The following is a 6,573-nucleotide window of genomic DNA, read 5'->3' on the forward strand; positions in this document are numbered from 1 at the left end:
TTGCGGGTTGCCTTTTCAAAATTTCGCCGTTATCATCGCTCGTCTTTTAAGCAACTATTGACACACACATGAAGGCAAAAGCGATATTACTCGCCTCTGTCCTGCTTGTAGGTTGCCAGTCACAAAACGGCAGCAACGTACAACAGCACGCACAGAGCCTTTCTGCGGCTGGTCAAGGGGAAGCAGGGAAGTTTACGAGTCAGGCGCGATGGTTGGACGATGGGACATCCTTCGCGCAGGAACAAGACTTGTGGGCCTCTATTGGCGACGAGCTAAAGATGGGAATTCCGGAAAACAGCCGGATTCGCGAACAGAAACAGAAGTATTTGAGAAATAAGAGCTATCTCCACGATGTAACATTACGGGCAGAGCCGTATATGTACTGGATAGCAGGGCAAGTTAAGAAACGTAACATGCCTATGGAACTGGTACTACTACCCATAGTGGAGAGCGCTTTTGACCCGCACGCGACGTCTGGCGCCAATGCAGCAGGCATCTGGCAGATCATTCCGAGCACAGGGCGAAATTATGGTTTAAAGCAGACCCGCAACTACGATGCGCGTCGTGATGTTGTCGCTTCAACGACAGCCGCTCTCGACATGATGCAACGTCTGAACAAGATGTTTGACGGCGACTGGTTATTGACTGTCGCGGCGTATAACAGTGGTGAAGGTCGTGTACTGAAGGCAATGAAAGCGAATAAAGCGCGTGGAAAATCCACAGACTTCTGGTCGCTCTCACTGCCACAGGAAACAAAGATTTACGTACCGAAAATGCTGGCACTGAGTGACATTCTCAAGAACAGCAAACGTTACGGTGTACAACTGCCAACACCAGACGAAAGTCGTGCACTGGCGCGTGTCCGCCTCAGCAGCCCTGTTGATATTCAACAGGTTGCTGATATGACGGGTATGTCGGTAAGTAAGCTTAAAACCTTTAATGCAGGTGTTAAAGGCTCCACGCTGGGTGCAAGCGGCCCGCGCTATGTGATGGTTCCGCAGAAACACGCGGAGCAGTTACGTGAGTCTTTAGCTTCGGGTGAAATTGCAGCCGTTCAGTCTACGCTGATTGCTGATACGTCGCCTGTAAGCAGCCGCAGCTATAAGGTGCGTTCAGGTGATACGCTTTCAGGTATTGCATCACGTCTTGGCGTGAATACGAAAGATCTCCAGCAGTGGAATAATCTGCGCGGATCCGGTCTGAAAGTGGGTCAAACGCTGACCGTAGGTGCAGGTAGCAGCGCACAGCGTCTCGCTAAAAACAGCGATAGCATTACCTATCGCGTACGTAAAGGCGACTCGCTGTCCAGTATTGCTAAGCGTCACGGCGTAAACATCAAAGATGTGATGCGCTGGAACAACGATACTGACAACCTGCAACCTGGCGACCAGCTGACGTTGTTTGTGAAAAACAGCGCTACGCCAGATTCCTGATAGTACGATCGCTTATTAAAAAGGCACCGATTCCCCTCGGTGCCTTTTTTGTTTATCCCGCTTTTTGCGCTTCAGCCATAATGGTGTCGCTGGTAAACGATCCATCGTCATGCAATTCAAAGTACGCCTTGACGTCAGCAGAGGCACTCTCCTGATACAATCGGATCGCCTGAGTTAATGCCTCCGGTGTGCGCATCCGTGCAATCCATGACGTGAACTCCAGCGGCAAACGGTCGGTTATCAATGAGCGTGAAATCAAGCCAGCTTCGGTGATAAACGTAAGCCACTCTCCACTGGAGTAGTTTTGCACGTGCGAGGTATCACGCAGCGCTTCAACCGTCTGGAGCCAGATATTCCGTACCGGATGCCCGGGAGACATCACGTCCATGATGATGAATATTCCGCCCGGTTTGAGCACGCGTTTCACTTCCCGTAATGCCTGCCCCACATCATGCCAGTGGTGTGCAGAGTAACGGCTAATCACAGCCTCAAAGGATGCATCCTCAAAGGGTAAAGATTCAGCGTAGCCCTGTCGCGTCGTGACGTTATTCAGCCCTTTCGCTTTCGCCGCTTCAGCAACCACATCCAGCATCTGGCTCGATAAGTCATACGCCGTCACCTGAGCAACCTGCTGTGCGGCGGTAAAACTGGCGTGCCCCGCTCCGCAGCCTAAGTCCAGCACGTGCGCGTCAGGAAACGCGGCGAGCCGTTCGCCGAGACGTACCAGATCGCGGCCAGAGGCATGTACGGCACTGCTCAGGTAGGCACTTGCCTGAGAACCAAACTGTTTTTCGACGTTGTCATGATGGGAGTGTGTTGTTGTCATGTTGCTGTCCTTTTATGGGTTAAAAAATAAAGGGCAGCACCCGCACAGGCCTGCCCCACGGCAGACCTGACGCACCATTATTTATCAGGTTTGCCGGGACTGAATTCGACTAGTAGAGGATTATGATCGGAGGCGCGCGTCACCAGAACGGAGGCGTCGTGCACGCTTAAACCCCGATAGAAGACAAAATCGAGAGGACGACCAAACGCTTTCTTGCGCTGGTCATCGTTAAAACGAACTTCACGCAGCGACATTTCACGCGCGAAGCGGTACAACGCGTTCATACGCGGACGGCTCCAGGCATTGAAGTCCCCGGCCATAATGATCGGCCCACTGTGATGAGCAATCTGATCGCCGATGGGAAGTAACTGCTTACTGTACACATCAACACCCAGGCTGAAGTTCACCGCATGAATGTTTACCACCATCAGCAGACGGGTGTCGGGCAACGGATAGACCGTGACCAGCGCTGATTTTGCCAGACGCAGGATCGGCTCACGTTCACGCAGCGGGCAGCAATAGACCGGATGTGCGGCTGAAAGGGTCATCACCCCGGAAGGATGCTGTGGCAGAACAAAGGCAGGCACCTGATCGGCTGCAAGATAGTTCGTCGTTGCAAACCTGACCAGTTCAGGCGTGGTTTGCGCCTCCTGTAACAGAACCAGATGCGCATCTTTACCAAAATTTTGAAGTACGGATAACCACTCCGCACGCTGTTGCTTAAAGATGTTCCACACCAGTACGCGAATTTTTTCGTCACTGCTTAATGGAGTGCCCGCTGGTAATGCCTGGCTAAGGCTCGCAAACGACCCCGGAGGCAAGATCCTCTCCGCAGGCATTCCGGCAACATAACGCATGGCATAGGTATTTTTTCGCACTTTTGGAAACGGCCTCTGTAACATGAACCAGCCCGGAAAACGGACTGGTTCTAATGTTATAGGGATTTTAGGTCACACTTTCAACGCAATTACTGAGAAACCGCTTTCCAGTTTTGTAAGCAAGCACTTACTGATACTTATCCAAGTGCGACGCGAGCGGGTTTATCAAGCCGTCCACTGAGACCAATAAGGAGGAAAGCGATAAGCACAATTACCGCACCAATCCATGGCGTTTGGGTTAATCCAACATGTTCAACCACCAGCCCACCGATAACCGAACCGAGTGCGATACCGATATTAAATGCGGCGATATTCAGCCCAGATGCGACATCCACCGCATTAGGCGTATAACGTTCGGCTTTCTGCACAACATATACCTGCAATCCCGGCACATTACCAAAAGCGAATATCCCCATAACCAACACCGTTACCAGCGCGGCGTATTGCATCGATGCGGTGAACTGGAAAATCATCAGCAGGGCAACCAGGGCGGCGAAGATGAATTTCAGCGCCGGTACCGCACCATGCTTATCCGCAAGCTTGCCGCCCCAGATATTGCCGATTGCGACGGAGATACCGTAGCCCAGTAAAATCCAGCTCACCGCGCCCGGAGAAAAACCAGCCAGTTCCTGCATCATCGGTGCAAGGAAGGTGAACGCAGTGAACACACCTCCATAACCCAGGGCCGTAACGGCATAGATCAGCAGCAGGCGCGGGTGTGTCAGAACCTTAACCTGATCGCTCAGGCTGACGCTCGCGCGCCCCGGAATACTGGAGGGCACCAGCAGCAGGCTGGCTACCAGAGCAATCACGCCCAACAGCGATACCGCGAGGAAGGTTTCACGCCAGCCAAAATGTTGTCCGATAAACGTTCCTAACGGCACGCCGGTGACCAGCGCGACGGTTAAGCCACCAAACATAATCGCAATGGCTGACGCCGCTTTCTCTTTTGGCACCAGGCTGGTTGCAATCGTGGAACCGATGGAGAAGAAGACACCGTGCGCGAGGCCTGTCAGCAGGCGGGCAATGACCAGCGTGGAGTAATCCGGTGACTGCCACGCCAGAATATTGCCAGCGGTGAAGAGCACCATCAGGGCAACTAACAGTTGTTTACGTGGAAAGCGTCCAGTCAGTGCGGTCAGCACAGGCGCCCCAACAGCGACGCCTAACGCGTAAATAGATACCAGCAGCCCGGCAGAAGGCAGCGAGATAGCGAGTTGTTCAGCAATGGTAGGAACAAGTCCTACAATAACAAATTCGGTCGTGCCAATTGCGAAGGCACTGATCGTCAGGGCAAGAAGCGCCAGTGGCATAAAATACTCCGTCTCTTCAGGATTAAGATGACAGGCAGTATGCGCCAGTGTTTAAATAACAAAAATGGTTAGAATCTCAATAGAATTTTGCAGGTGATGCAATAATGAAAGCCACATCGGAAGAACTGACTGTCTTCGTTGCCGTTGTTGAAAGCGGCAGCTTCAGCCGTGCTGCCGAACAGCTCGGACAGGCGAACTCCGCCATCAGCCGCTCGGTGAAAAAGCTGGAGATGAAGCTCGGGGTGAGTCTGCTCAACAGAACAACGCGGCAGCTCAGCCTGACGGAAGAAGGTGAACGTTATTTTCGACGCGTGCAGTCCGTTTTGCAGGAGATAGCGGCAGCAGAAACGGAAATCATGGAATCACGCAGCACGCCGCGTGGGCTGCTGCGCATAGATGCGGCGACGCCGGTCGTGCTGCATTTCCTGATGCCGTTGATTAAACCCTTCCGCGAACGCTACCCGGAGATGACCCTGTCTCTGGTCTCCTCTGAGACGTTCATTAACCTGATTGAGCGTAAAGTTGACGTGGCGATCCGCGCGGGAACCCTGACGGATTCAAGTTTACGCGCTCGCCCTCTGTTCACCAGCTACCGCAAAATTATCGCGTCACCGCAATATATTGCAGAGCATGGCAAACCTGAGACCGTTGAGGAGCTGAAGCAGCACCTGTGCCTGGGCTTTACGGAGCCTGTCTCGCTGAACACCTGGCCCGTGGCCTGTCATGACGGACAACTTCATGAGATCACCTGCGGACTTTCGTCTAATAGCGGGGAAACGCTGAAACAGCTATGTCTTGAAGGAAACGGGATCGCCTGTTTATCAGACTATATGATTGATAAGGAAATAGCCGCGGGCCAGCTAGTTGAGCTAATGGCTGACAAACGCTTACCTGTAGAGATGCCTTTTAGCGCGGTGTATTACAGTGACAGAGCAGTAAGTACGCGCATACGCGCATTTATCGACTTCCTTAGTGAGCATATAAAAACAGCTCCCGGAGGAGCTGTATGAGGGTTTAAAGGCACAGAGGGAGGGTTTTAATTAATCCCAGTTAGGTGCTAACCCTTCGGGGCTGACCAGACGATCGTTGCATTCCAGTGCAGCGATCGCTTTTTTATCTTCATCATCGAGCTGGAGATCCCACGCTAACAGGTTACTTGCCAGGTTTTCACGTTTGGTTGAAGACGGGATCACGGCATATCCTTCACCTATCGCCCATGCCAGGATCACCTGTGCAGCTGTTGCATTGTGTTTTTCAGCGATGCGCGCAATCACTTCATCTTTCAGGGCCTTACCATATGCCAGCGTCATGTACGAGGTGATGTGAATGCCATGCTGTTTCGCCCAGTCCACAACTTTGCGGTTTTGCAGGTAAGGAGAGAGTTCAATCTGGTTAGTAGCAATATTCTCTTTACCCACTGCGGCAATGGCTTTTTCCATCAATGGGATAGTGAAATTCGAGATACCAATTTCACGCGTCAAGCCCTGCTCTTTTGCTTCCAGCAGCGCCTGCATGAACTCTTCTACGGAGACGGCATCGCCAGGTGATGGCCAGTGGATCAGCGTCAGATCAACATAGTCAGTACGCAGCTTTTTCAGACTTTCCTTCAGGCTTGGGATCAGCTTGTCTTTGCTGAGGTTCTCAATCCAGATTTTGGTGGTGATGAAAAGCTCATGGCGCGGTACGCCGCTCTCCTCGATAGCCTGACCTACGGCAGCTTCGTTGTCATAAATCTGCGCCGTATCAATAGCGCGATAGCCCAACTCGAGTGCGGTTTTAACAGATGCGATAACAACGTCGTCCTTCAGGCGAAAAGTGCCCAGACCCAGTGCAGGGATAGTCATATCATTCCTCAATCGTTATGTTCGTAAACTGAGGAGGATTATCGCTGTGGTTGTTATATCGAAAAAGATCGTAAAATGCAGAGGATTTTTGCTAATTTCGCAATAGTAAAACGACAGATAAGAAAAAAGCCCTGAGCGTTAGCTCAGGGCTTTTAATAAGTGGCGGAACGGACGGGACTCGAACCCGCGACCCCCTGCGTGACAGGCAGGTATTCTAACCGACTGAACTACCGCTCCACCGAATACTTCTGTAACCACCGGATTAATGCACCGGCTTAC

General features: G+C 52.0%; 6 protein-coding genes and 1 tRNA gene. 2 read left to right on the top strand and 5 right to left on the bottom strand.

Translation table 11 applies throughout. The annotated features are described in order from the left end of the window. The first annotated feature begins 68 nt into the window (after positions 1-68). The gene (gene mltD, locus C3451_RS20375; protein ID WP_022647128.1) at positions 69-1,433 is read left to right on the top strand and encodes a murein transglycosylase D; all 1,365 of its coding nucleotides are present in this window, start codon (positions 69-71) and stop codon (positions 1,431-1,433) included. Positions 1,434-1,485: 52 nt separating this feature from the next. On the opposite strand, the gene C3451_RS20380 is transcribed toward mltD, so the two are convergent. From C3451_RS20380 to C3451_RS20390, 3 genes are all read right to left on the bottom strand, one after another. Continuing rightward, a complete protein-coding gene (locus C3451_RS20380) occupies positions 1,486-2,259 on the bottom strand; it encodes a class I SAM-dependent methyltransferase (protein WP_022647127.1) in 774 nt (257 codons plus the stop codon). A gap of 77 nt (positions 2,260-2,336) precedes the next feature. Further along, positions 2,337-3,137, bottom strand: coding sequence for an endonuclease/exonuclease/phosphatase family protein (locus tag C3451_RS20385; protein WP_032621812.1), 801 nt, complete (start codon positions 3,135-3,137; stop codon positions 2,337-2,339). A gap of 137 nt (positions 3,138-3,274) precedes the next feature. Continuing rightward, the gene (locus tag C3451_RS20390; RefSeq protein WP_045623448.1) at positions 3,275-4,450 is read right to left on the bottom strand and encodes an MFS transporter; all 1,176 of its coding nucleotides are present in this window, start codon (positions 4,448-4,450) and stop codon (positions 3,275-3,277) included. A gap of 104 nt (positions 4,451-4,554) precedes the next feature. On the opposite strand from C3451_RS20390, the gene yafC reads away from it, so the two are divergent. Continuing rightward, complete coding sequence (gene yafC, locus C3451_RS20395; protein WP_045623450.1) at positions 4,555-5,460, top strand: DNA-binding transcriptional regulator YafC; 906 nt, start codon at positions 4,555-4,557, stop codon at positions 5,458-5,460. 30 nt (positions 5,461-5,490) lie between these two features. On the opposite strand, the gene dkgB is transcribed toward yafC, so the two are convergent. After that, complete coding sequence (dkgB, locus tag C3451_RS20400; protein WP_045308946.1) at positions 5,491-6,294, bottom strand: 2,5-didehydrogluconate reductase DkgB; 804 nt, start codon at positions 6,292-6,294, stop codon at positions 5,491-5,493. Between the two features lie 160 nt (positions 6,295-6,454). Continuing rightward, a tRNA-Asp gene (locus tag C3451_RS20405) sits at positions 6,455-6,531 on the bottom strand. Between the last annotated feature and the right edge of the window lie 42 nt (positions 6,532-6,573).

Source organism: Enterobacter sp. 301B (assembly GCF_003850715.1).
GTDB lineage: Bacteria > Pseudomonadota > Gammaproteobacteria > Enterobacterales > Enterobacteriaceae > Enterobacter > Enterobacter intestinihominis.